Annotated in this window: 20 protein-coding genes; 15 read left to right on the forward strand and 5 right to left on the reverse strand. The window is 66.8% G+C overall.

Annotation, left to right across the window (positions count from 1 at the left end):
- Nucleotides 1–74 precede the first annotated feature (74 nt).
- From rbfA to pnp, 4 genes are all read left to right on the forward strand, one after another.
- Nucleotides 75–458, forward strand: coding sequence for a 30S ribosome-binding factor RbfA (gene rbfA, locus ACYJP6_RS23935; protein ID WP_007162647.1), 384 nt, complete (start codon nucleotides 75–77; stop codon nucleotides 456–458).
- Between the two features lie 2 nt (nucleotides 459–460).
- On the forward strand, nucleotides 461–1,375 hold the full coding sequence (gene truB / locus ACYJP6_RS23940) for a tRNA pseudouridine(55) synthase TruB (RefSeq protein WP_459478494.1): 915 nt from the start codon (nucleotides 461–463) through the stop codon (nucleotides 1,373–1,375).
- Nucleotides 1,376–1,468: 93 nt separating this feature from the next.
- Entirely contained in the window at nucleotides 1,469–1,738 is a 270-nt protein-coding gene (gene rpsO, locus ACYJP6_RS23945) for a 30S ribosomal protein S15 (protein ID WP_007162645.1), read from the forward strand.
- 174 nt (nucleotides 1,739–1,912) lie between these two features.
- On the forward strand, nucleotides 1,913–4,015 hold the full coding sequence (gene pnp, locus ACYJP6_RS23950) for a polyribonucleotide nucleotidyltransferase (protein WP_459478496.1): 2,103 nt from the start codon (nucleotides 1,913–1,915) through the stop codon (nucleotides 4,013–4,015).
- A gap of 335 nt (nucleotides 4,016–4,350) precedes the next feature.
- On the opposite strand, the gene ACYJP6_RS23955 is transcribed toward pnp, so the two are convergent.
- Nucleotides 4,351–5,235 carry a LysR substrate-binding domain-containing protein gene (locus ACYJP6_RS23955; protein WP_459478498.1) on the reverse strand — a complete coding sequence of 295 codons (885 nt, stop codon included), beginning with the start codon at nucleotides 5,233–5,235 and terminating at the stop codon, nucleotides 4,351–4,353.
- Nucleotides 5,236–5,348: 113 nt separating this feature from the next.
- Here ACYJP6_RS23955 and amaB point away from each other — a divergent pair, with 113 nt between their 5' ends.
- From amaB to ACYJP6_RS24000, 9 genes are all read left to right on the forward strand, one after another.
- Nucleotides 5,349–6,839 carry an L-piperidine-6-carboxylate dehydrogenase gene (gene amaB, locus ACYJP6_RS23960; protein WP_459478500.1) on the forward strand — a complete coding sequence of 497 codons (1,491 nt, stop codon included), beginning with the start codon at nucleotides 5,349–5,351 and terminating at the stop codon, nucleotides 6,837–6,839.
- A 26-nt stretch (nucleotides 6,840–6,865) separates the two neighbouring features.
- Nucleotides 6,866–8,143 (forward strand): L-pipecolate oxidase, encoded by a 1,278-nt coding sequence (amaA, locus tag ACYJP6_RS23965; RefSeq protein ID WP_459478502.1) that lies wholly within the window; start codon nucleotides 6,866–6,868, stop codon nucleotides 8,141–8,143.
- A gap of 495 nt (nucleotides 8,144–8,638) precedes the next feature.
- On the forward strand, nucleotides 8,639–9,760 hold the full coding sequence (locus ACYJP6_RS23970; protein ID WP_459478504.1) for a branched-chain amino acid ABC transporter substrate-binding protein: 1,122 nt from the start codon (nucleotides 8,639–8,641) through the stop codon (nucleotides 9,758–9,760).
- 96 nt (nucleotides 9,761–9,856) lie between these two features.
- Entirely contained in the window at nucleotides 9,857–10,771 is a 915-nt protein-coding gene (locus ACYJP6_RS23975; protein WP_459478506.1) for an ABC transporter permease subunit, read from the forward strand.
- Between the two features lie 3 nt (nucleotides 10,772–10,774).
- Nucleotides 10,775–12,055 carry a high-affinity branched-chain amino acid ABC transporter permease LivM gene (gene livM, locus ACYJP6_RS23980; protein ID WP_459478508.1) on the forward strand — a complete coding sequence of 427 codons (1,281 nt, stop codon included), beginning with the start codon at nucleotides 10,775–10,777 and terminating at the stop codon, nucleotides 12,053–12,055.
- A complete protein-coding gene (locus tag ACYJP6_RS23985; RefSeq protein ID WP_459478510.1) occupies nucleotides 12,052–12,927 on the forward strand; it encodes an ABC transporter ATP-binding protein in 876 nt (291 codons plus the stop codon). The genes livM and ACYJP6_RS23985 overlap by 4 nt, the downstream gene beginning before the upstream one ends.
- Complete coding sequence (locus ACYJP6_RS23990; protein WP_145012163.1) at nucleotides 12,924–13,640, forward strand: ABC transporter ATP-binding protein; 717 nt, start codon at nucleotides 12,924–12,926, stop codon at nucleotides 13,638–13,640. Before ACYJP6_RS23985 ends, ACYJP6_RS23990 begins: the two co-directional genes overlap by 4 nt.
- A 2-nt stretch (nucleotides 13,641–13,642) precedes the next feature.
- Complete coding sequence (gene lhpI, locus ACYJP6_RS23995) at nucleotides 13,643–15,367, forward strand: cis-3-hydroxy-L-proline dehydratase (RefSeq protein ID WP_459478512.1); 1,725 nt, start codon at nucleotides 13,643–13,645, stop codon at nucleotides 15,365–15,367.
- A 247-nt stretch (nucleotides 15,368–15,614) separates the two neighbouring features.
- Nucleotides 15,615–16,373 carry an SDR family oxidoreductase gene (locus ACYJP6_RS24000; RefSeq protein WP_459478514.1) on the forward strand — a complete coding sequence of 253 codons (759 nt, stop codon included), beginning with the start codon at nucleotides 15,615–15,617 and terminating at the stop codon, nucleotides 16,371–16,373.
- A gap of 10 nt (nucleotides 16,374–16,383) precedes the next feature.
- Here the strand turns inward: ACYJP6_RS24000 and ACYJP6_RS24005 are convergent, their stop codons facing one another.
- The 3 genes from ACYJP6_RS24005 to ACYJP6_RS24015 form a co-directional block, all read right to left on the reverse strand.
- A complete protein-coding gene (locus ACYJP6_RS24005) occupies nucleotides 16,384–17,094 on the reverse strand; it encodes an anti-sigma factor (protein ID WP_459478516.1) in 711 nt (236 codons plus the stop codon).
- A complete protein-coding gene (locus tag ACYJP6_RS24010) occupies nucleotides 17,091–17,618 on the reverse strand; it encodes a sigma-70 family RNA polymerase sigma factor (RefSeq protein WP_459478518.1) in 528 nt (175 codons plus the stop codon). Before ACYJP6_RS24010 ends, ACYJP6_RS24005 begins: the two co-directional genes overlap by 4 nt.
- Before the next feature lie 83 nt (nucleotides 17,619–17,701).
- Nucleotides 17,702–18,229 carry a DUF3455 domain-containing protein gene (locus ACYJP6_RS24015; RefSeq protein ID WP_459478520.1) on the reverse strand — a complete coding sequence of 176 codons (528 nt, stop codon included), beginning with the start codon at nucleotides 18,227–18,229 and terminating at the stop codon, nucleotides 17,702–17,704.
- Between the two features lie 255 nt (nucleotides 18,230–18,484).
- Here ACYJP6_RS24015 and ACYJP6_RS24020 point away from each other — a divergent pair, with 255 nt between their 5' ends.
- Nucleotides 18,485–20,113, forward strand: a complete 1,629-nt coding sequence (locus tag ACYJP6_RS24020) for an ArnT family glycosyltransferase (protein ID WP_459478522.1) — start codon at nucleotides 18,485–18,487, stop codon at nucleotides 20,111–20,113.
- Between the two features lie 10 nt (nucleotides 20,114–20,123).
- Nucleotides 20,124–21,380: a metallophosphoesterase family protein gene (locus tag ACYJP6_RS24025; RefSeq protein ID WP_459478524.1), complete on the forward strand. Its 1,257-nt coding sequence runs from the start codon at nucleotides 20,124–20,126 to the stop codon at nucleotides 21,378–21,380.
- Nucleotides 21,381–21,557: 177 nt separating this feature from the next.
- Here ACYJP6_RS24025 and ACYJP6_RS24030 read toward each other — a convergent pair whose 3' ends face one another.
- Nucleotides 21,558–22,130 carry a HupE/UreJ family protein gene (locus ACYJP6_RS24030; RefSeq protein WP_459478525.1) on the reverse strand — a complete coding sequence of 191 codons (573 nt, stop codon included), beginning with the start codon at nucleotides 22,128–22,130 and terminating at the stop codon, nucleotides 21,558–21,560.
- Nucleotides 22,131–22,228 lie beyond the last annotated feature (98 nt).

Consider the following 22,228-nt stretch of genomic DNA (forward strand, 5'->3'; position numbering starts at 1 on the left):
ACTTGCCGTTCGCGTTTCCAAGGTTCATGGCTGGCAGGCCGAGCGTCTGCGGCCTTTCGTACGAGAGTTTCGACATGGCCAAAGAATTCAGCCGTACCCAGCGCATCGGTGATCAGATGCAGCGTGAACTGGCACTGCTGATCCAGCGCGAGATCAAGGATCCGCGGCTGGGCATGGTGACCATCACCGGTGTGGACGTCGCCCGCGACCTGTCCCATGCCAAGGTGCATATCACGGTCCTCGGCAAGGACGACGACGCCGACGCCATCAAGCAGAACATCGGCATCCTCAAGGACGCCGCCGGCTTCCTGCGCCAGCAACTGGGCCGGGCGATGAAGCTGCGTACCGTTCCGCAACTGAGCTTCCAGTACGACGAGAGCATCCGTCGGGGGGCCCAGCTGTCGGCCCTGATCGAGCGGGCGGTCGCCGAAGACCGTCGCCACGAAGGGGAGGAGTAGGGGTGGCGCAGGTCAAGCGTATTCGCCGTCAGGTGCACGGCGTGCTGGTACTGGACAAGCCCCGCGGCTTCTCCTCCAATGCCGCGTTGCAGAAGGTCCGCTGGTTGCTCAACGCCGAGAAGGCGGGGCACACCGGCAGCCTGGATCCCCTGGCCACCGGCGTGCTGCCGCTGTGCTTCGGCGAGGCGACCAAGTTTTCCCAGTACCTGCTGGATGCCGACAAGGGCTACAGCACCGTGGCCCAGCTGGGCATCACCACCACCACCGGCGACGCCGAGGGTGAAGTACTGGAGCGACGGGCGGTCGCTGTCGACGAGGCTGCCATCCAGGCGGCGCTGCCGGCCTTCCGGGGCCAGATAGAGCAGATCCCGCCGATGTATTCGGCGCTGAAACGCGACGGCCAGCCGCTCTACAAGCTGGCGCGTGCCGGCGAAGTAGTGGAGCGCGAGGCGCGTTCTGTTACTATTGCTCGTCTGGAACTGCTGGCGTTGCAGGAAGATCGCGCGACGCTGGAAGTGGCCTGCAGCAAGGGGACCTATGTGCGCACCCTGGTCGAAGACCTCGGCGCCCGTCTCGGTTGCGGCGCCCATGTGGCCGAGTTGCGTCGTACCCAGGCTGGTCCCTTCGGATTGGCCCAGGCGATCAGCCTCGAAGAACTGGAGGCGGCTCACGCCGAAGGCGGTTCCGCGGCGCTGGATCGCTTCCTGCTGCCGGTCGACAGTGGCCTGGAACACTGGCCGCTGGTGCAGTTGACGCAGCACAGCGCCTACTACTGGTTGCACGGTCAGCCCGTTCGGGCGGCCAATGCACCGAAATTCGGCTTGATGCGGGTGCAGGACGACCAGGGTCGTTTCATCGGCATCGGCGAGATTGATGACGAGGGGCAGGTTGCTCCCCGTAGACTGATTCGGTCCTAGACCGATACCGAGGGTGGCTGTCAGCAGGCACGGTCACACCTCTTTCCTTAAGCACGGGATCCATCCCGGCCTGTTCCTCAGAGGAGCCCTATCATGGCACTGAGCGTTGAAGACAAAGCCCAGATCGTAAACGAGTTCAAGCAGAGCGAAGGCGACACCGGTTCCCCGGAAGTGCAGGTTGCACTGCTGTCCGCCAACATCGACAAGCTGCAAGGTCACTTCAAGGCCAACGGCAAAGATCACCACAGCCGTCGTGGTCTGATCCGCATGGTCAACCAGCGTCGTAAGCTGCTGGACTACCTGAAGTCCAAGGACACCTCTCGTTACAGCGCCCTGATCGCTCGCCTGGGCCTGCGTCGTTAATACGATGCAGACCTGCTGCAAGCAGTCTGAAGCTGGAGGTCGGCTCGCGCCGGCCTCCGGCTTTTTTGCTTGAGAGGCCGACAGAATCGGCCTGCGTCACCCGGAGATCAGCGAGGGTCCGAATCCCTCTGGTCGCCCCCGTTTCCCCCAAGGCAATAAAGAGAAGGAAAGACTGTGAATCCAGTAATCAAGCAATTCAAGTTCGGTGAGCAGAACTTCACCCTGGAAACCGGCCGCATCGCGCGCCAGGCGACCGGTGCCGTGCTGGTCTCCACCGATGACGTCAGCGTGCTGGTCACCGTGGTCGGTGCCAAGCAGCCCGCCGTCGGCAAGGACTTCTTCCCGCTGTCCGTGCACTACCAGGAGAAGACCTACGCCGCTGGCCGTATCCCCGGTGGCTACTTCAAGCGTGAAGGCCGTCCTTCCGAGAAGGAAACCCTGACCTCGCGTCTGATCGATCGCCCGATCCGTCCGCTGTTCCCCGAGGGCTTCCTCAACGAAGTCCAGGTGGTCTGCACCGTGGTCAGCACCAACAAGAAGTCCGATCCGGACATCGCCGCCATGATCGGCACCTCCGCCGCCCTGGCCATCTCTGGCATCCCCTTCGCCGGCCCCATCGGTGCTGCGCGCGTGGGCTACCACAGCGAACTGGGCTACCTGCTGAACCCCAGCTACGAGCAGCTGCAGAGCTCCAGCCTGGACATGGTCGTGGCCGGTACCCGTGACGCCGTGCTGATGGTGGAATCCGAAGCCGACGAGCTGACCGAAGACCAGATGCTGGGTGGCGTGCTGTTCGCCCACGAAGAATTCCAGGTGGCCATCGAGGCCATCAGCCAGTTCGCCGCCGAAGCCGGCAAGCCGAGCTGGAACTGGCAGGCACCCGCCGAGAACACCGCCCTGATCGAGGCCGTCAAGGCCGAAGTTGGCGAGGCCGTGTCCCGCGCCTACACCATCACCATCAAGCAGGATCGCTACGCGGCCCTGGGTGCCCTGCGCGACCAGGCCATCGCCAAGCTGACCGGTGAGAACGGCCAGTACAGCGAAGCCGAGGTCAAGGAGACCTTCGGTCTGCTGGAATACCGCACCGTGCGCCAGAACATCGTCGACGGCAAGCCGCGTATCGACGGCCGCGACACCCGCACCGTACGTCCGCTGCAGATCGAAGTCGGTCCGCTGAAGAAGACCCACGGTTCGGCGCTGTTCACCCGTGGCGAGACCCAGGCCCTGGTCACCGCGACCCTGGGTACCGCCCGTGATGCCCAGCTGCTGGACACCCTGGAAGGCGAGCGCCGCGACAGCTTCATGCTGCACTACAACTTCCCGCCCTTCTCGGTCGGCGAATGCGGCCGCATGGGCAGCCCGGGCCGTCGCGAGATCGGTCACGGCCGTCTGGCCCGCCGTGGCATCCAGGCCATGCTGCCGACCCAGGAAGCCTTCCCCTACAGCATCCGCGTGGTCTCCGAGATCACCGAGTCCAACGGCTCCAGCTCCATGGCGTCGGTGTGCGGTGCCTCCCTGGCGCTGATGGACGCTGGTGTACCGGTCAAGGCGCCGGTTGCCGGTATCGCCATGGGCCTGGTCAAGGAAGGCGAGAAGTTCGCCGTCCTGACCGACATCCTGGGTGACGAAGACCACCTGGGCGACATGGACTTCAAGGTGGCCGGTACCGCCAAGGGCGTCACCGCCCTGCAGATGGACATCAAGATCAACGGCATCACCGAAGAGATCATGGAAATCGCCCTGGAGCAGGCGCTGGAAGCGCGTCTGAACATCCTCGGCCAGATGAACCAGGTGATCTCCGAGTCGCGTGCCGAGCTGTCGGAAAACGCCCCGACCATGCTGGCGATGAAGATCGACCAGGACAAGATCCGCGACGTGATCGGCAAGGGTGGCGCCACCATCCGCGGTATCTGCGAAGAGACCAAGGCCTCGATCGACATCGAGGACGACGGCACCATCAAGATCTACGGCGAGACCCGCGAAGCGGCTGAAGCGGCCAAGCAGCGCGTCCTGGGCATCACCGCCGAGGCCGAGATCGGCAAGATCTACGTCGGCAAGGTGGAGCGCATCGTCGACTTCGGCGCCTTCGTCAACATCCTGCCCGGCAAGGATGGCCTGGTGCACATCTCGCAGATCAGCGATCAGCGCATCGAGAAGGTCACCGACGTGCTGAAGGAAGGTCAGGAAGTGAAGGTACTGGTACTGGACGTGGACAACCGCGGCCGTATCAAGCTGTCGATCAAGGACGTGGCGGCGGCGGAAGCCTCCGGCGTCTGAGTCGACCTCGTGTAAGAAGAAACCCGGCCTCGGCCGGGTTTTTTCGTTTTGGGTGGCGGTGCCGGAGACCTTGTATGGCTGTCATGCCCGTGCGCCGTAGCGACCGCTTCTCCTGGGGTGATGCAACTGTCTTATCGCTATAGGAGTACATCCGTAGTGTGGAAAACGGCGCAGCCTTTTCCACTTCAGACGTCGTAGCAAGGGCGCGCCCTCACCCCAACCCTCTCCCGAAGGGAGAGGGGGCTATCCGAGCCGGCATTAGCCCCGGCAAGATCGCGATAAACCGGCGTGCCTCCCGCTGTAGGAGCGACCCATGGCCGCGACTGGCCAAAGCCTTACGTCTTCTCGCGAATCCATTCGATGAAGCTGCGCACCTTGGGCACCTCGGCCATCTGTTCCGGATAGGCCAGCCAATAGGCATGGGGGCTGGCCAACCGGTGCGGCCAGGCGAGCACCAGGCGGCCAGAGGCCAATTCCTCGGCGACCAGAAATTCCGGCAGCAGCGCCACGCCGCAGCCTTCCTGGGCAGCGCGGGCGCAGAGGGTAAAGGTGTCGAAGCGCGGCCCGTGATGGCTGTGCACCTCCTCGCGCCCCTGGCTGGCGTACCAGTCGTGCCAGGATTCGGGGCGGGTGGTGTTCTGCAGCAGGACGAAGTCCACCAGTTGCTCCGGCCCGGCGATACCCTCGGCGGGCAGCAGGTCCGGCGCGCAGACCGCGACCATGTGCTCGTGCAGCAGCAGCTCGCACTCGGCACCCGGCCAGCTGCCATGGCCATAGAACAGCGCCACGTCATGGCGGGGATCGCGGAAGTCCACCGGTTCCAGGGCGCTGGAAACATCCAGGTGGATATTGGGATGTTTCCAGCGCCAGCCTTTCAGGCGGGGTACCAGCCAGCGTTCACCGAAGGTCGGTGGGGTGGCCACGCGCAGCACCTCGGTCTCGCCGCCGTAGGACCTCAGGTAGCGCGCCGACATCTCCAGCTGGTTGAGGATCTTGTCCACCTCGGCCAGGTAGAGGGCGCCCGCCGGGGTCAGTTGCAGGCGGCGGCGGACCCGGCGGAACAGGCTGTGCTGCAGCAGATCCTCGAGCTGGGCGACCTGCTTGCTGACCGCGCTCTGGGTCAGCGCCAGTTCATCGGCCGCACGGGTAAAGCTCAGGTGGCGCGCGACCGCCTCGAAGCATTGCATGGCGGTGATGGACGGCAGGTGGCGACGTTGCATGAGCGCGCTCGCGGCATGAAAAAAGGGAATGATATGCCGAGCAAAGGTCGGTTGTCCGGCGTCGCGGCCCTGACCATACTCAGGGACGATTCCCAGACTGCGGAGACCTCAGCATGAGCAAGGCCCTGTTGGAACGCCTCGGCGTACCTGCCCAGCACTACACCCAAGGCGAGCACCGGGTGCATTCCCCCATCGACGGTAGCCAACTGGGCAGCGTCGCCCTGGAAAGCGCCGCCGAGGTGGAGCAGAAGATCTCCCGCGCCGAGCGGGCCTTCCAGGACTGGCGCGCGGTGCCGGCGCCGCGTCGCGGGGAGCTGGTACGGCTGCTGGGCGAGGAGCTGCGGGCGCACAAGGCCGATCTCGGCGAGCTGGTGTCCTGGGAAGCCGGCAAGATCACCCAGGAGGGCCTGGGCGAAGTCCAGGAGATGATCGACATCTGCGATTTCGCCGTGGGCCTGTCGCGGCAGCTCTATGGCCTGACCATTGCCTCCGAGCGTCCCGGCCACCATATGCGCGAGAGCTGGCAGCCGCTGGGCGTGGTGGGCATCATCAGTGCCTTCAACTTCCCGGTGGCGGTCTGGTCCTGGAACGCCGCCCTGGCCCTGGTCTGCGGCAATCCGGTGATCTGGAAGCCCTCGGAAAAGACCCCGCTGACCGCCCTGGCCTGCCAGGCGCTGTTCGAGAAGGCCCTGGCACGCTTTGGTGATGCACCGGTCGATCTGAGCCAGGTGATCGTCGGCGATCGCGCGGCGGGTGAAGCCCTGGTGGACGATCCGCGGGTGGCACTGGTGAGCGCCACGGGTAGCACCCGCATGGGCCGCGAGGTAGGACCGCGGGTTGCGGCGCGCTTCGGGCGCAGCATCCTCGAACTGGGCGGCAACAATGCCATGATCCTCGCGCCGAGCGCCGATCTGGACATGGCGGTGCGTGCCATCCTGTTCAGCGCCGTGGGTACCGCCGGCCAGCGCTGCACCACCCTGCGCCGCCTGATCGCCCATCGTTCGGTCAAGGACGAGATCGTCGCCCGACTCAAGACCGCCTATGCCAAAGTCCGCATCGGTCATCCGCTGGAGGGCAATCTGATCGGTCCGCTGATCGACGCGGCCAGTTTCCAGGCCATGCAGGGCGCGCTGGAGCAGGCGCGGGGCGAGGGTGGGGTGGTCCATGGCGGTGAGCGCCAGTTGGCCGACCAGTATCCGGACGCCTACTACGTGGCGCCGGCCATCGTCGAGATGCCCGAGCAGAGCGAGGCGGTGCGCCACGAGACCTTCGCGCCCATCCTCTATGTGCTGACCTATGACGATTTCGACGAGGCGGTAGCGCTGAACAACGCCGTGCCCCAGGGCCTGTCGTCCTGCATCTTCACCACCGACGTACGCGAGGCCGAGGCCTTCATGTCGGCCACCGGCAGCGACTGCGGCATCGCCAACGTCAATATCGGTCCGAGTGGCGCCGAGATCGGCGGGGCCTTCGGCGGCGAGAAGGAAACCGGTGGCGGTCGCGAATCCGGCTCGGATGCCTGGAAGGCCTACATGCGCCGCCAGACCAACACCGTCAACTACTCGCGCGAACTGCCGCTGGCCCAGGGCATCGTCTTCGACTGAGTCGCCCACCAAGGAGCGCAGGGAACATGCAGTTGCGTCAGGAGTGCCTGTGGGAGCGGCTGTATCCGGCGGTGCCAGGGGCGCCGCTGCAGGGTGAGTTGGATACCGAGGTCTGCGTCATCGGCGCCGGCTTCACCGGGCTCTCCACCGGCCTGCACCTGGCGCAGGCGGGGCGGCGGGTGGTGGTGCTGGAGGCCCATGGCGTCGGCCATGGCGGCTCCGGGCGCAATGTCGGCCTGGTCAATGCCGGCATGTGGATCCCGCCGGACGAGGCGGTCGCCACCCTGGGACCGGAGGTCGGCGAACGTCTGCTGGGGGTGATGGGCGATGCGCCGAGTCAGGTGTTCGCCCTGATCGAACGCTATGGCATCGACTGCCAGGCGCGCCGCGCCGGTACCCTGCACATGGCCCACAGCGCCAAAGGCCTGGCCGATCTCGGTCAGCGTGCCGAGCAGTGGCAGCGACGCGGCGCGCGGGTCGAGCTGCTGGAAGGCGAGGCCTGCTACAGCGCCTGCGGGACGCGCGACATCAGTGGCGCGCTGCTCGATCATCGTGCCGGCACCCTGGTGCCCATGGGCTACGCCCAGGGCCTGGCCAAGGCGCTGCGCCAGGAAGGCGGCGAGCTGTTCGAGCAGACCGCGGTGCGGCGCCTGCAGCGGGTCGGCGAGCGCTGGCTGGTGGAAACCCCCCAGGGGCGGGTCACCGCCGATCAGGTGGTGATCGCCTCCAATGCCTACACCGAGGGCGAATGGACCAGCCTGCGCAAGCAGTTCTTCCCCGGCTACTACTACCAGGTGGCCTCGCGGCCCCTGGGCGCGGAAGCGGACTTCATCCTGCCGCAGGGACGTGGTTCCTGGGACACCCGAACGGTGCTCAGCAGCATCCGGCGGGACGCCGACGGCCGGCTGCTGCTGGGTAGCCTCGGCAACATGGCGGGGCGGCCGGCGGGCTTCATCCGGGCCTGGGCCGATCGGATCCAGCGGCACTACTTCCCCGCCCTCGGTCGCGTGGAGTGGGAATGCACCTGGACGGGGCAGATCGCCTTCACCCCCGATCACCTGATGCGGCTGTTCGAGCCGGCACCGGGGCTGCTCGCGGTGACGGGTTACAACGGTCGCGGCGTCACCACCGGCACGGTCGTGGGGCAGGCCTTCGCCCGCTATCTGTGCAGTGGCGATCGCCAGGACCTGCCCATGCCGCTGGCCTCCTTGGATGCCAACCCGGTCGGGCAGTGGCGCAGCCTGATGTACGAGGCCGGCTTTACCCTCTATCACGCCGGGCAATGCCTGCGCGTCGTCCTCTAGCGACGCTCCCACACCAGGCGGCAACCGGGCCTCGCCCTTGGTTGCGGCCCTCTCAAGCGGCCGATTTGCGCATCCCAGGGAGGGCAAATCGGCCGCTTTTTCCTGCTCTCTCGCCGCTCGGCAGGACCGGCCGACAGGTGCCTGCCCGAGTCGTCGGCCCCCATGCCCGCCATGGTTACTTTGGTGGCACAGTGTGCGCACGATGTTACGTTTTGGTGCGAAACAGGTGCAACCGGGTTGCTACCTGGTAACAAACCGCTGCGTTTTCTGCCGGCCATTGCTACGCCGCGCCACCTTTAGCCAGAGGTATGATCTGACCTAGACCAAGGTCCAAGCCGCCGCCGGGTCCACTGGTGGCGGCCCTTGCACTGGCTGCCGGCGGGTTTTCGCTTCTCGCGGCAGCGGCAAATGGCCTTTGCACCAGGAACACAGCTGGGTGATGGCACAGGCTTTGCTCAAGCCGAAGAGCCAACCACCCTCTGGAGCAAACCTCCCATGTCGAAGATTTACAGAAAAGGCATTCTGGCTCTCGCTATCGGTTCTGCGTTCACCCTCTCGTCCCTGGCGCATGCCGACATCGTGATCGGGATCGCGGGTCCCTTCACCGGTGCCAGCGCAGCCTATGGCGAGCAGTTCTGGAAGGGGGCGAGCCAGGCCGCGGAAGACATCAACGCCGCCGGCGGCATCAATGGCGAGAAGATCAAGCTGGTCCAGGGCGACGACGCCTGCGAGCCCAAGCAGGCCGTGGCCGTGGCCAACCGCCTGGTGGACTCCGAGAAGGTCAAGGCCGTGATCGGCCACTTCTGCTCCTCCAACACCATGCCCGCCTCGGAGATCTACGACGAAGCCGGCATCATCTCCATCACCCCGGCCTCCACCAACCCGAAGATCACCGAGCGTGGCCTGGCGGGCGTGTTCCGCATGTGCGGCCGTGACGACCAGCAGGGCATCGTCGCCGGCGACTACATCGTCGACGTGCTCAAGGCCAAGAAGGTCGCCATCATCCACGACAAGGACACCTACGGTCAGGGCCTGGCCGACGCCACCAAGGCGCAGCTCAACAAGCGCGGCGTGAAAGAGGTGCTCTACGAGGGCCTGACCCGCGGCGAGAAGGACTTCAACTCCCTGGTCACCAAGATCCGTGCCTCGGGCGCCGACGTGGTCTACTTCGGCGGCCTGCACCCCGAAGCCGGTCCGCTGGTCCGCCAGATGCGCGAGCAGGGCGTGACCGCCAAGTTCGTCTCCGGCGACGGCATCGTCTCCGCCGACCTGGTCACCACCGCCGGTGGCGCCCAGTACACCAAGGGCGTGCTGATGACCTTCGGCGCCGATCCGCTGCAGAACCCGGCCGGCAAGACCGTGGTGGAAACCCTGCGCAAGTCCGGCTACGAGCCCGAGGGCTACACCCTCTACTCCTACGCCTCGCTGCAGGCCGTGGCCGCTGCCTTCAACGGCATCAAGGGCACCGACGGCGCCAAGGCCGCCGAGTGGCTGAAGTCCCACAGCGTCAACACCGTGCTGGGCGAGAAGAGCTGGGACAGCAAGGGCGACCTCAAGGTCTCCGACTACGTGATGTACGAATGGGACGACAAGGGCAAGTACCACCAGCTGCCCTGATCCTCGCGTGAATCCGCCGGCCGCCACCTCGTCTCCGCCCCAGGACGAGGCGGCGGCTGGCGGCCCTCGTCATCCTTCCAGCGCGAGACTGCAAACGTGGACGGTATCTTCCTGCAACAACTGGTCAACGGCCTGACCCTGGGCTCGGTCTACGGACTCATCGCCATCGGCTACACCATGGTCTACGGCATCATCGGCATGATCAACTTCGCCCATGGCGACGTGTACATGGTCTCGGCCTATCTCGCCGCCATCGGTATCGCCGTGCTGAGCGTGTTCGGCCTGCATTCCTTTCCCGTGCTGATCCTCGGCACCCTGATCTTCACCGTGGTGGTCACCTCCGTGTACGGCTGGGCCATCGAACGCATCGCCTACAAGCCGCTGCGCAATTCCACGCGCCTCGCGCCGCTGATCTCCGCCATCGGCATGTCGCTGATCCTGCAGAACTACGTGCAGCTCGCCCAGGGCGCGCGCCAGCAGGGGGTGCCGACGCTGCTCGACGGCGCACTGCGCCTGCATATCGGCGAAGGCTTCGTGATCATCACCTACACCAAGATCTTCATCATCCTGGCCTCCATCATCGGCATGGGCCTGCTGACCTACGTCATCCAGAAGACCACCCTCGGCCGCATGTGCCGGGCCACCCAACAGGATCGCAAGATGGCGCAGATCCTCGGCATCAATACCGACCGGGTGATCTCCTACGTCTTCATCATCGGCGCGGCCATGGCGGCGCTGGCGGGGGTACTCATCACCCTCAACTACGGCACCTTCGACTTTTACGCCGGCTTCATCATCGGCATCAAGGCCTTCACCGCGGCGGTACTCGGCGGCATCGGCTCGCTACCCGGCGCCATGCTTGGCGGCATCATCCTCGGCATCTCCGAAGCCCAGTTCGCCAGCCTGGTGAACTCGGACTACAAGGACGTCTTCAGCTTCTCGCTGCTGGTGGCGATCCTGATCTTTAGGCCCCAGGGTCTGCTCGGCAAACCCCAGGTCACGAAGGTGTAATCCATGAGTCAGACGTCTTCCTCCTTCGACCTCAAGGTCGTGCTGCGCGACACCCTCATGGTCGGCCTGGTCTCGCTGATCCTGTTCGGCCCCATCGTCGGCATCGTGCTCGACGGCTATGGCTACAACCTCCAGCCCGGTCGCGTCGGCATCATGGTCGCCGTGGTCATGGCCGGCCGCTTCCTGCTCAGCCTGTTCGGCCAGACCGCCAAGGGGCGCAACTGGATCGAATCCTTCAAGCGCAACGACGGCGGCGTCCATGTGCTGCCGCCGGGGCACAAGTCCAACCTCAGGTTCATCCTGCCCATCGTCATCCTGGTGGCCATCGCCTTTCCCTTCCTGGCCACCAAGTACTGGCTGACGGTGATCATCCTCTGCCTGATCTATGTGCTGCTGGGCCTCGGCCTGAACATCGTGGTCGGCCTGGCCGGCCTGCTCGACCTCGGCTACGTCGGCTTCTATGCCATCGGCGCCTACGGTCTGGCGCTGGGTTACCAGTACCTCGGGCTGGGCTTCTGGACCATGCTGCCGCTCGCGGCGGTCATGGCGGCGGTGGCGGGAGCGATACTGGGCTTCCCGGTCTTGCGCATGCACGGGGACTACCTGGCCATCGTTACCCTCGGCTTCGGCGAGATCATCCGCCTGGTGCTGAACAACTGGCTGGAAGTGACCAAGGGTCCCAACGGCATCGCCGCGCCTTCGCCGACCTTCTTCGGCATCGAATTCGGCCGCCGGGCGAAGGAGGGCGGGGTGCCCATCCATGAGCTGCTGGGCATCAGCTACAACCCCAACGCGACCATGATCTTCATCTACACCGTGCTGTTCTTGGTGGTGCTGCTGGTGCTCTACATCAAGCACCGCCTGACCCGCATGCCGGTCGGTCGCGCCTGGGAAGCCCTGCGCGAAGACGAGATCGCCTGCCGCGCCATGGGCCTGAACCACGTGCTGGTCAAGCTCTCGGCCTTCATGATCGGTGCCTCCACCGCGGGCCTGGCCGGGGTGTTCTTCGCCACCTACCAGGGCTTCATCAACCCGGCCTCGTTCAACTTCTTCGAGTCGGTGCTGGTGCTGGCCATCGTCGTCCTGGGCGGCCTGGGCTCCACCGTCGGGGTGGTGGTCTCGGCCTTCGTCATGACCCTGCTGTTCGAGCTGCTGCGCGAATTCGGCGACATCCGCATGCTGGTGTTCGGCGTGCTGATGGTGGTGATGATGATGTGGCGGCCGCGTGGCCTGATCCGTATCGCCCGCAGTGGCTTCGCGATTCGCAAGGGAGTGGCGCCGTGAGCGACAACATTCTGACCGTCAGCGGTCTGGGCATGAGATTCGGTGGCATCAAGGCCCTCTCGGACGTGTCCTTCGATATCAAGCGGCATTCCATCACCGCACTGATCGGCCCCAACGGCGCCGGCAAGACCACGGTGTTCAACTGCCTGACCGGCTTCTACAAGGCCACCGATGGCGAGATTCGCCTGAACACCGCCGATGGTCGTTCGACCCGCGTCGGCAAGATCATGGGTGAGCGCTTCCAGGCCACCGACTTCGTCAACCCGGTGCAGTTCGGCAGCCGGCTCTGGTACAAGATGTTCGGCGGTACCCACCTGGTGAACCGCGCAGGGCTCGCCCGCACCTTCCAGAACATCCGCCTGTTCAAGGAGATGTCGGTAGTGGAGAACCTGCTGGTGGCGCAGCACATGCAGTGCAACCGCAACCTCATCACCGGCATCCTCAACACCCCCGGCTATCGCCGCGCCGAGGAAAAGGCGCTGGACACGGCCTTCTACTGGCTGGAGGTGGTGGACCTGGTGGATCACGCCAACCGCCTGGCCGGCGAACTCTCCTATGGCCAGCAGCGTCGCCTGGAAATCGCCCGCGCCATGTGCACCCGCCCGGAGATCGTCTGCCTGGACGAACCCGCCGCCGGCCTCAACCCGGCCGAGACCGAGGCCCTGGCCGGGATGATCCGGCTGCTGCGTGACCAGCACCGCATCACCGTGGTGCTGATCGAGCACGACATGGGCATGGTGATGAACATCTCCGACCACATCGTGGTGCTGGACCATGGCCAGGTCATCGCCCGCGGCCTGCCGGCCGATATCCGCAACGATCCCAAGGTCATCGCCGCCTACCTCGGCGCCGAAGAAGAGGAGGTGGCATGACCACGCCGATCCTGGAGTTTCGCAACGTCGACGTCTTCTACGGGCCGATCCAGGCGCTGAAGAGCGTCTCCCTGACCATCAACGAAGGCGAGACGGTGAGCCTGATCGGCTCCAACGGCGCCGGCAAGTCCACCCTGCTGATGTCCATCTTCAGCCAGCCCCAGGCGCGCAACGGGCAGATCCTCTACCGCGGGGAGGACATCACCCGCAAGAACGCCCACTACGTGGCGTCCAACGGCATCGCCCAGTCGCCGGAGGGGCGCCACGTGTTCCCCGACATGACGGTCGAGGAAAACCTGCTGATGGGTACCATCCCCATCGGTACCCGCTGGGTGGACGAGGACATGCAGCGCATGTTCGAACTCTTCCCGCGGCTGAAGGAGCGCCGCAACCAGCGCGCCATGACCATGTCCGGCGGCGAACAGCAGATGCTGGCCATCGCCCGGGCGCTGATGAGCCGACCCAAGCTGCTGTTGCTCGACGAGCCCAGCCTGGGCCTGGCGCCCATCGTGGTGAAGCAGATCTTCCAGATCCTGCGCGAGCTGGCCAAGAGCGGCATGACCATCTTCCTGGTGGAGCAGAACGCCAACCATGCGCTGCGCCTGTCCGATCGCGCCTACGTGATGGTCACCGGCGAGATCCGCATGACCGGCAGCGGCCAGGAATTGCTGGCCAATCCCCAGGTGCGCGAAGCCTACCTCGGCGGCCATTAGCGATGGACCCGGTCCGCGGTCGCCCTCTGGTCGCGGGCCATGCCCAGGGCCGCCTGGCCTGGGCGCCCATTGGGCTGAGCTTCTGGGGTGGCGTCGATCCGGTCAGTGGCCGGGTGATCGACCGCCACCATCCGCTGCATGGCCTGGAACTGGCCGGACGCGTCTTGGCCATTCCCAGTGGTCGTGGCTCCTGTACCGGCAGCGCCGTGCTGCTGGAGCTGTTGCTCGCCGGGCGCGGACCGGCGGCACTGCTGCTGGCCGAACCGGACGAGATCCTCAGCCTGGGTGCCATCGTCGCCGAGGAATTGTTCGGCCTGTCCCTGCCGGTGGTCAGCCTCGGTGCCGAGGCCTTCGCCGCCCTGGCCGAGATCGACGAAATCCGGGTGAGCGATGGTTGGATCGGCTCGCCGGGCGGCCACTTTCCCGCCGCTGCGCCAGAGGACACCGCCGAGCTGCGGCTCAGCGCGACCGACCAGGCTATCCTCGATGGTGCCCAGGGCCGCGCTGCCCAGGCGGCCATGAAGATCCTGGTACGCATGGCGCGCCTGCAGGGTGCTGGCGAGCTGCTCGATATCAGCCAGGCCCATATCGATGGCTGCATCTACACCGGTCCGGCCAGCCTGGCCTTCGCCCAGCGGCTGGTGGAGTGGGGCGGCAAGGTACGGGTGCCCACCAGTCTCAATGCGGTCTCCGTGGACCAGCGTCGCTGGCGCGAACAGGGGGTGGCCGCGGCGCTTGGCGAGCCGGCCAGTGCCCTGGCCGAGGCCTATGTGGCGCTGGGCTGCAGCCCCACCTTCACCTGCGCCCCCTATCTGCTGGACAGTGCTCCGGCACTGGGCGAGCAGGTGGTCTGGGCCGAATCCAATGCCGTGGTCTTCGCCAACAGCGTGCTGGGCGCGCGGACCCAGAAATACGCCGACTTCCTCGACATCTGCACCGCCCTGATCGGTCGGGCGCCCCTGGCCGGCTGCCATCTGGACAGCGGCAGGCAGGCGGCCAAGGTCTTCCGGGTCACCATACCCGAGGGCCATGACGACGCCTTCTATCCGTTGCTCGGCTATTGGATCGGCCTGCGCTCGCCTACCCGGATTCCGGCGGTGCTGGGGCTGGAAAACAGCCAGCCCAGTCGCGACGACCTCAAGGCCTTCGGCGCCGCCTTCGCCACCACCTCGGCGGCGCCGCTGTTCCATCTGGTCGGGGTGACGCCCGAGGCGCCGACCCTGGCCGCGGTGGCCGCGCCGGCGCTGGAGATCGAGGACATCGGCCTGGCCGACCTGCGCCAGGCCTGGGCCGAGCTGGACAGCGCCACCGCGCGCGAGGTGCAACTGGTAGCCCTGGGCAATCCGCATTTCTCCGCCGAGGAATGCCAGCGCCTGGCCGAGCTGTGCCAGGGCCGGCGCAAGCATCCTGCGGTGGCCCTGGTGATCACCCTGGGACGGGCCGTGCGGATGGCTGCGGAACGCAGCGGCGCCCTGGCCGAGCTGGAGGCCTTCGGCGCCCAGCTGGTGGGCGATACCTGCTGGTGCATGCTGGGCGAGCCGCTGATCCCGCCCAACGCCCGAACCCTGCTGACCAATTCCGGCAAGTTCGCCCACTACGGCCCTGGGCTCACGGGACGCGAGCTGCGCTTCGCCGGGCTGGCCGCCTGCGTCGAGGCGGCGTGCACCGGCCTGGCGCCGGCCGGACTTCCTGCCTGGCTCACCGCGGCGGACTTATCCACCGGATGACGGGTCCGAGTTCTGTACAGGAATTCCGTGGATCGTCCTGTGGATAAGCTTGGCATAGCCAGGCGTGAGGCCCAGGGCGCCTGGCCTGGCAGAAGGTGTTCAGAAAATAGCCAGCGGGCGGAAAACCGTGCAATACCAAGGCGTTATAACTGATCCGCTGGATTCCCGGCGATCTGGGTATTCGCCTGACGAATGCCCCTGAGCTATCGTGGGCCTCGGCCAAACTCCCTCGCAGAAGGAATCTTTCATGTCTTCGATCTTCATCACCGGCGCCACCTCCGGTTTCGGCGCCGCCACTGCTCGCCGCTTCGCCAAGGACGGCTGGTCGATCGTCATCACCGGCCGCCGCGAGGACCGCCTGCACGCCCTGGCGGAAGAACTGTCCGGCCAGGCCAAGGTGCTGCCGCTGGTGCTGGATGTCCAGGATCGCGCGGCCGTGGAAGCTGCGGTCGCCGGCCTGCCGGAAGAATTCAACCAGCTGCGCGCCCTGGTCAACAATGCCGGCCTGGCGCTGGGCAACACCCCGGCGCAGAGCTGCGACCTGGACGATTGGGACACCATGGTCGATACCAACATCAAGGGCATGCTCTATTGCACCCGCCTGCTGTTGCCGCGCCTGATCGCCCATGGCGCCGGGGCCGGCATCGTCAACCTGGGCTCGGTGGCGGGTGACTATCCCTATCCGGGCAGCCACGTCTACGGCGCCACCAAGGCCTTCCTCAAGCAATTCAGCTTGAGCCTGAGATCCGACCTGCTGGGTACCGGAGTGCGGGTGACCAACATCGAGCCGGGCCTGTCGGAAAGCGAGTTCTCGGTGGTGCGCTTCGGTGGCGACCAGGCCAAGGCCGACGCCGTCTATGCCGGTACCGAACCCCTGACCCCGGACGACATCGCCGAATCCATCCATTGGGCGCTGAACCAGCCCAAGCACGTCAACATCAACCGCATCCAGCTGATGGCGACCTGCCAGGCGTTCAGCAACTTCAATATCCACCGCAAGAGCTAAGGGCGCTTGCCTAGAGCACCTTCACCGCCCGGCCGATGAACTGGATCGGCCCGGTGGGTCGGCCGGTCGGCGAGCCGCCCTGGTTTTCCAGGGTGAGCTCGAACAGCTGGTTGGCTTCCAGCGGCGGCAGTTGGTCCAGCGGTACCTGCAGGGTCCGTCCAGGTTCGACCAGGCCTAGCGAGACCGGACCCTGCCAGGCATCGGCCTTGGTCCAGAACTGCAACGCCTTGCCGCTCGGCACGGCGTCGCGGCCCAGGGGGATCAGCTGCAGGTCGTGGGTGTTGGCGGTCTGGACCACCCAGCCCGGGGTGCGGTCACCCGGTGCGGCCAGGACCACGAGATAGGTCGGGGTGGGCACCGGGCGCAGGAACAGCAATACCGCGAGCACCAGGCTGGCCGCCAGGCCCACCGCGCTCAGGCCACGCCAGACGGCCAGGCGTTGCCAGGGGCGTGGTCGTTGCGGCAGGGTAGCGGCCGCGGCGTCCTGCAGGCTGCGCTCGATGCGCGGCCACAGGTTCGCCCCCGGTTCGACCGGCGTGACCCGCTCGGCCAGCGGCTGCAGCCGCGCCTCCCAACGCGCCACCGCAGCGCGCAGCGGGGCATCGGTCAGCAGCCGGCGTTCCACCTGGCGGCGTTCGGCGGCTTCCAGGGTGCCCAGTACATATTCGCCAGCCAGGCGCTCGGTTTCGTCATCCGCGGGCAGGGTGCCGTCGCTCGTCATGTCATGCACTCCCTCAGCGCCTTGAGGCCGCGGGTGATCCAGCTCTTCACCGTGCCCAGCGGCGCCTGCAGGCGCTGGGCGATCTCGCCATGGGAGCAGCCATCCAGGTAGGCGGCCAGGATGGCCTCCCGCCGCGGCGCTTCCAGGTTCTGCAGACAGCCCTCCAGCCGACGGCCGTCGGCCTCTCGCGCCGGATCGGCCGACTCGGCCAGGGGTTCCCACCCGTCCGCCAGGGGCACCAGGCGCTGGCGATCGCGCAGGGCGTTGAGCGCCAGGTGGCGCGCCACGCTGCACATCCAGCCGCGCGGCGAACCGCGCTCCGGGGCGAACCCGGCGGCGCCGCGCCAGATCCGCAGGAAGGCATCGTGGAGGATGTCCTCGGCCAGGCCGCGATCCCGGACCAGGCGCAGGACGATACCCAGCAACAGCGGCGCCTCGGCCTGGTAGAGCCGCTGCAAGGCGGCGCGCTCGCCCCGGGCACAGGCGGCGAGCAGCGCGGCAGGATCGTAGGAGCGGTCGGTCACGGGGTCGCGCCAGGCTGGGGACGCCAGGGTGGCGACCGGATCAGCCGAGCCTAGCCGATCCGCTCCTGGCTGTCCCCTGGACCTCAGCCCTTCTTCCAGAACAGGTAGTCGGCCTGGTAGGTCACCGTCTCCCGCTCGCCCTTGTTGGCGCTGGTGCAGGCCTTGGCCGGCGCGACGCCACCCTTGAGCGCGGTACGCTGGATGTAGCGGGTGCCCTGGAAGGCGCCCTGGCCTTCGACGGGCGCGGCCTCCACCAGTTGATAGGGCAGGTTGCCAGCGCCGGCGGGGGCGACCGCCAGTTGCTTGCCGACCACCTTGGAGCCGTCCTTGGCCTGCCAGGTGGCGGGCGGTCCGTAGTAGGTGCCGACCAGCTTGCCCTGGCGATCGTGGAGTTCGGCCTTGGGGCCGACGAAGAACCATTCGGTCTGGCCGGGCATGTCCTGCTTGTCGCGGCATTCGTAGACGATGGTGCCCTTGCCCACGGTTTCCAGCATCAGGCTGTTGCCGGCGGGGACGCGGACGGCTTCGGGCAGCTCGCCTTGCGCCAGCAGCGGGGTGCTCAGGCAGGCGGTCAGGACCAGGATGCTGCAACGGCTAGAGGAGTTGTTCATGCGCTTGCTCCGGAATGAAAGAGGCACAGTCGGCTGGACTGTGCGGGCTATACCCGGCAGCAGGGTTTCTGGATGCAGCTGTAATAAAAACTTTTTGCTTTTTCGGCATAGTCGCGGCCGCCGCGCTGAGGAACCGCTCTGCCATGGGGCTTCTGTCAGCTTGCCGTCAGCCTGATTTCAGCGATTCCTAAGGTTGTTCGGCGATAGTGGCGCCGGGTCTCGAGCCCGTCCCCCAGCCTGCCGGAGTCCCGCCGCGTGTCGTCCATCCCGAGTCCGGCGCGCCTGCGCCTCGAAAGTCTGGCGCTGTGCCTGCTGGCCGTGCCGCTGTTCACCCTCGGCCTGTGGGAACAGCCCTTCATCGGCTTCGACGGCCGCTTCGCACTGTTCGCCCAGGAGATGCTCCGCCATGGCGCCAGCGCCTTCCCGACCAGCTATGGCCAGCCCTATCCGGACTATCCCGCCACCTCGACGCTGCTGATCAACGTCTTCGCCCAGGCCTTCGGCGAGGTCAATCGCCTGGCCACCGTCATCCCCACCGCCCTGGCCTCGGCGGCCATCATCGGTCTGCTCTATCGGTTGCTGGCCGGTCAGTCGCGCACCTGGGGACTGCTGGCGGTGCTGGTGCTGCTGCTCACCAACGGCTTCCTGGCCAAGGCCCGCTCGATCTGCCTGGACCAGTTCGTCACCCTGGCCGCGCTGGGCTGTTTCTATCTGCTGTGGAGCGCCGACCAGCGCGGGCTGCCGCGCCGCCGCCTGCTGGTGTTCCTCGGCATGGCCGCCGGCTTCGCCGTGCGCGGTCCGCTGGGGCTGATCGAGCCCTGCGGGGTGGTCTGTGTCTATTGGCTGCTGCAGGGCGACTGGAGACGCAGCTTCGGCTACGGGCTGGTCGGCGCCGGGGTGCTGGGGCTGTGCTGCGCCGTGCTGTTCGGCCTGGCCTGGCGCACCGGCGGCCAGCCCTTCGTCGAGGACGTGCTGCGCATGCAGGTTTCCGGGCGCCTGGACGACACCGACGGCGCCGGCTATCCCTGGTGGTACTTCCTGCAACTGGGGCTCTATCGCTACGCGCCGGCCTTTCCCCTGGCGCTGCTGGCCCTGCCGACGCTAAGGCGTCACTGGCGCCTGCGCCTTGACCAGGCGGACAGTCGCCTGCTGATCCAGCTCGCTGGCTTCGCCACGCTGATCCTGGTGGCGCTGTCCATCCCCACCTTCAAGAAGCCCTACTACATCCTGCCGGCGATCCCCGCCTGCGCCGCCCTGGGCGCCTGGGTGCTGCTGCAGGGCCAGGGTGCCCTGGTCTGGGTACGCCGCCTGTTCCTGCCGTTGCTGGTGGTCTTCCCACTGGTGCTCGGGGTCCTGGTCAAGCTGCAGCAGCCCAAGCTGCAGGCCGCCGGCTGGTGGCCGCCGCTGGATCTGCGCCTGTTGCTGGGCGCCTTCGGCATCCTCGCGCTGTTCGCCCTGGTGGCGGCCTGGCGCGAACGCGGCGCCTTTCGCCTGGGCATGCCGCTGGCGGCGGCGGCCCTGGCGCAATGGCTGCTGGTGGTGCTGGCACTGGACCCCATGCAGGCGCTGCGCTACGACACCCGCGCCTTCGTCACCCGGCTGGAGAGCCTGCGCCAGGGTGAGCCGGGGCAACTGGTGTTCTTCGGCCTGGGCCAGGACACCAAGGCCTTCCGCTACCTGATGAATCTCGACTACGACGTGCCCCTGCCGACCTTCATCGACGCTGGCCAGCCCGCACAGCTCGCCCAGGTCGCGCGGCCTGCCTATGTCCTGCTCGATGCCGACAGCCAGGCGGCCCTGGCCGGCACCCCGCTGGCCAGCCGCCAGCCGGTGCTGGAGGGTCGCTTCAACGACAATCGCTGGCAGGCCTACTACCTGCCCTGAGGCCCGCGCCATGACCGATTCGCCTGATCTCCATCGCCGCCGACTGTGCCTGGCGCTGGCCGCACTGCCGCTGCTGGCCGCCTGCAAGCCGACCCAGCGCTATGGCTTGCCGGAACACCGCGCCAGCTGGTTCGAGCGCCATGCCTTCACCCCGCTGACGCCACTGCCGTCGCGTACCAGCTTCGTGCTCGGTGCCCTGCCGGATACCCAGTACTACAGCGAGAACAACCACGAGATGCTGCCCAACGGCCGGCGGGTGGAGCGTTATGGCCACCTTGGCTATCCACCGGCACTGGCCTTCCATGCCCAGACCCACTGGCTAGCGAACAATGCCGCGGCCCTGAACATGCCCTTCGTGGTGCACCTGGGCGACCTGGTGGAAAACGCCGAGCAGCGCGGCGAATGGGCCCTGGCCAGCCATGCCATGGCGCGCCTGGAGCGGGCCGGGGTGCCCTATAGCGTCATGACCGGCGACCATGACGTCGTCGAGCTCTACACCGAGGATCGCTTGCGCGATGGCCGTGAGCTCTTCACCCAGTACTTCGGCCGCGAGCGCGCCGCGCGGCAGGCGACCTTCGTCGAGCGCGATGCCACCGGACTCAACGAGGCCCATCGTTTCTCGGCGCTCGGCCAGGGCTTTTTGCTGCTGACCCTGGACTGGTGCCCCTCCGACCAGAGCCTGGACTGGGCCCAGGGGCTGCTGGATCGTTATCCGCACCTGCCGACCATCCTCGCCTCGCACAATATCGTCGACCTGGTGAATGGCCAGGCGGTGCTGTCGAATCGCCGCAACGACACCGGGGTACGGCTGTGGAATCGGCTGATCCGCCGCAACGACCAGATCTTCCTCACCCTCAATGGCCACAACCACGGCAGCGGTCATCTGCGCCTGGCCAACGACTTCGGCCATCCGGTGGATCTCTTGCTGATCAACTATCAGACCGAATATGCCGGCGGCAACGGCCTGTTGCGGCTAATGGAGCTGGATCTGGCGCGTGGGCGGCTGGAAGCCTTCACCTATTCGCCCTGGGTCGCCTATCGCCAGCAGAGCGGCGACCTGCCGGTGCGGCTGGGCAGCGATCCGCGCGACACCTATTCCGCCGAGGTGCTGGCGCCCCTGGCCTCCGCGCAATTCGACAACAGGTTCGTGCTCGACGTGGACTTCGCCAGCCGCTTCGCCAGCTTCGGTGGCTACACCGCGCAGGTGCCGGCGGTGGCGGAGGAGGGCGTGCTGGCGAGAATGCGCCAGCAGCTGGGGATCGCCTGAGAGCCTGCTCAAAGGCTGCTACGCGTCGGCCAAACGGCGTTGAAAATGGCTTCGGAATGCTCATTTACTATTTGTAAACCCGAGCGCGGGTCCGATCCGCTTCCTCAGCCATTTTCGTGGGGCCGCCTAGGCCTTGTTTGTCTCTAGCTCGCGAGCCTTTGAGCAGACTCTGAAAGGTCAGGCGGCGAGCAGCCAGCCGCCGGCCACGGCGGTCGCCATACCGGCCAGGCGTACCAGCGGTGTGGCGGCCTGGGGCAGGTAGCGCACCACGGCATAGCCCAGGCCATGCAGGGTGGCGGTGGCGGCGACGAAGCCGAGGGCATAGGCCCAGGGATTGCCCATCTCCGGCAATTCCAGACCGTGGGCCACGCCGTGGAACAGGGCGAAGGCGGCGGTCAGGCCCACGGCAGCCGCCACTGGCGGACGAGCGGCCAGGGCCACCAGCAGCCCAAGGGCCAGCACCGAGGCGGCGATGCCGGTCTCCAGGAACGGCAATTCCAGCCCGGTGAAGCCCAGCAGGCCGCCGAGCAGCATGGTGCCGACGAAGGTGCAGGGCAGCACCAGGCGCGCCTTGCCCTGCTGCTGGGCCGCCCAGAGGCCCACGGCCACCATGGCCAGCAGGTGGTCGAGACCGGTCAGGGGGTGCAGCACCCCGGCGGCCAGGCCGTTCTCGGCATGACCCGGGTGGGCGAAGGCCAGCGCTGGGGCGAGCAGCAGGGCGGCGGTGGCGAGGATCTTGGTGTGTTTCATGGGGGCTCCTTGAGGGTGAAATCCTGGGGTCAGAACCTGTTCACGACCTGCTGCGCGTCGGCCAAACGGCGTTGAAAAGTCCCTGGAGGCCAGCTCCG

It is taken from the genome of Pseudomonas sp. No.117 (assembly GCF_054558395.1).

Bases quoted from the DNA above. Each gene is read 5' to 3' on its own strand.
- rbfA (WP_007162647.1), top strand. From the start codon at position 75: ATGGCCAAAGAATTCAGCCGTACCCAGCGCATCGGTGATCAGATGCAG.
- rpsO (WP_007162645.1), top strand. From the start codon at position 1,469: ATGGCACTGAGCGTTGAAGACAAAGCCCAGATCGTAAACGAGTTCAAG.
- ACYJP6_RS23955 (WP_459478498.1), bottom strand. From the start codon at position 5,235: ATGCAACGTCGCCACCTGCCGTCCATCACCGCCATGCAATGCTTCGAG.
- amaB (WP_459478500.1), top strand. From the start codon at position 5,349: ATGAGCAAGGCCCTGTTGGAACGCCTCGGCGTACCTGCCCAGCACTAC.
- amaA (WP_459478502.1), top strand. From the start codon at position 6,866: ATGCAGTTGCGTCAGGAGTGCCTGTGGGAGCGGCTGTATCCGGCGGTG.
- ACYJP6_RS23970 (WP_459478504.1), top strand. From the start codon at position 8,639: ATGTCGAAGATTTACAGAAAAGGCATTCTGGCTCTCGCTATCGGTTCT.
- livM (WP_459478508.1), top strand. From the start codon at position 10,775: ATGAGTCAGACGTCTTCCTCCTTCGACCTCAAGGTCGTGCTGCGCGAC.
- ACYJP6_RS23990 (WP_145012163.1), top strand. From the start codon at position 12,924: ATGACCACGCCGATCCTGGAGTTTCGCAACGTCGACGTCTTCTACGGG.
- lhpI (WP_459478512.1), top strand. From the start codon at position 13,643: ATGGACCCGGTCCGCGGTCGCCCTCTGGTCGCGGGCCATGCCCAGGGC.
- ACYJP6_RS24000 (WP_459478514.1), top strand. From the start codon at position 15,615: ATGTCTTCGATCTTCATCACCGGCGCCACCTCCGGTTTCGGCGCCGCC.
- ACYJP6_RS24005 (WP_459478516.1), bottom strand. From the start codon at position 17,094: ATGACGAGCGACGGCACCCTGCCCGCGGATGACGAAACCGAGCGCCTG.
- ACYJP6_RS24015 (WP_459478520.1), bottom strand. From the start codon at position 18,229: ATGAACAACTCCTCTAGCCGTTGCAGCATCCTGGTCCTGACCGCCTGC.
- ACYJP6_RS24025 (WP_459478524.1), top strand. From the start codon at position 20,124: ATGACCGATTCGCCTGATCTCCATCGCCGCCGACTGTGCCTGGCGCTG.
- ACYJP6_RS24030 (WP_459478525.1), bottom strand. From the start codon at position 22,130: ATGAAACACACCAAGATCCTCGCCACCGCCGCCCTGCTGCTCGCCCCA.